Origin of the sequence: Methylobacterium sp. EM32, from assembly GCF_040593685.1 — a bacterium.
Taxonomy (GTDB): Bacteria; Pseudomonadota; Alphaproteobacteria; order Rhizobiales; family Beijerinckiaceae; genus Methylobacterium.
In genome coordinates this window covers 1-1,049 of the sequence record NZ_JBEXZS010000097.1, presented here as the reverse complement: position 1 = coordinate 1,049, position 1,049 = coordinate 1, and the positions used below count along the sequence as shown (strand labels likewise).

Here is a 1,049-nt window from a genome sequence, read left to right as displayed (position 1 = left end):
TGGGAGCCTGCGAGTCTTGCGCCTCGGGCTCGGTCGGCCCCGACAGACGCGCGAAGTCGGACAACACGGCGGCGACCATGCTCTGCAAGCGAGGATCATCGCAGGAGAACGTCGCGGCGAACCTTTCGAGCAGATACTTCGCCTTGTCGGCGGCCTCCGGCCATGTCGTCGCCTCGGCCGCGAACAGGTGGGCTTCCAGGTCGTGCTGGCGCGCGACGAGGCCGGCACGTTGCGCTTTCACCGCAGCTCGCCTGCGGCGCACCTTCGTCGCCTTCTGGGCGGCCATGCCGCGCCGTTCGTCAAGCTCGATCGGACGATCCGTCATCCAGCCAACCCTCTGTGCTGCGTTGCTGGCTCTTCGCCGCCGGGATGCGAACGCGGGTGCTCCGAGGGACCCTCTCGGACCGCCGCCGACGGAGCCGGCGGAAGGGGGGCATGGCCTCGACACCTTGATATGCGGGGCACTGGACCCACGCACGTACGTTCCTTGCGCGAACGAGGTTCAGGGACCAGGAGTGGCCATGGCTGCCGGCAACGACGCCAAAGAATTCCGGTCACGCGTGGAGCTCGTGCCGATACCGCTGAGCAATCGCTCAATCAGCATCGTCGCTTCATGGATCTGCATTGCCGCGCCTCTGATCGTCTCGAGGCTGGCTCGTCCAGGCTCGTCGGCACTCCACCAGCGACCATTGTCGATGGCTTGAAGCAGGCGGCCGATCCGTCTGTGATCCCGCTCGATTTGTTCGATAACCTCAGCACCGTAGGGCACGACTATCTCCTGGAATGAAACGATAGTGAGATCTGCTGCCAAAGGCGCACCGTGCGATCATAGGATATTTGGCCGACAGCATGAGAGCGATCATAACCGCGACGGTTTCCCTGCATGCGTGCCAGTTTCAGCCGGCCGACGATCCTGTCGAGACGCCGCTCCTCGCGTGCAATGCTCGACAAGATGTCGCGTGCGCGATCGCAAAACACGTCCTTGGATTCGACTGTGGTTGTTCCGTTCGCACTTGGCAGTACTCGCGGACCTGATCCTTCTGACGTGC

At 63.6% G+C, this 1,049-nt stretch carries 2 protein-coding genes; both read right to left on the bottom strand.

What is annotated here, in order from left to right:
• Positions 1-325, bottom strand: a 325-nt coding sequence (locus ABZT49_RS14020) for a hypothetical protein (protein ID WP_355286653.1), incomplete at its 3' end; no start/stop codon positions are given.
• Positions 326-502: 177 nt separating this feature from the next.
• Positions 503-769, bottom strand: a complete 267-nt coding sequence (locus ABZT49_RS14015; protein WP_143132046.1) for a hypothetical protein — start codon at positions 767-769, stop codon at positions 503-505.
• Between the last annotated feature and the right edge of the window lie 280 nt (positions 770-1,049).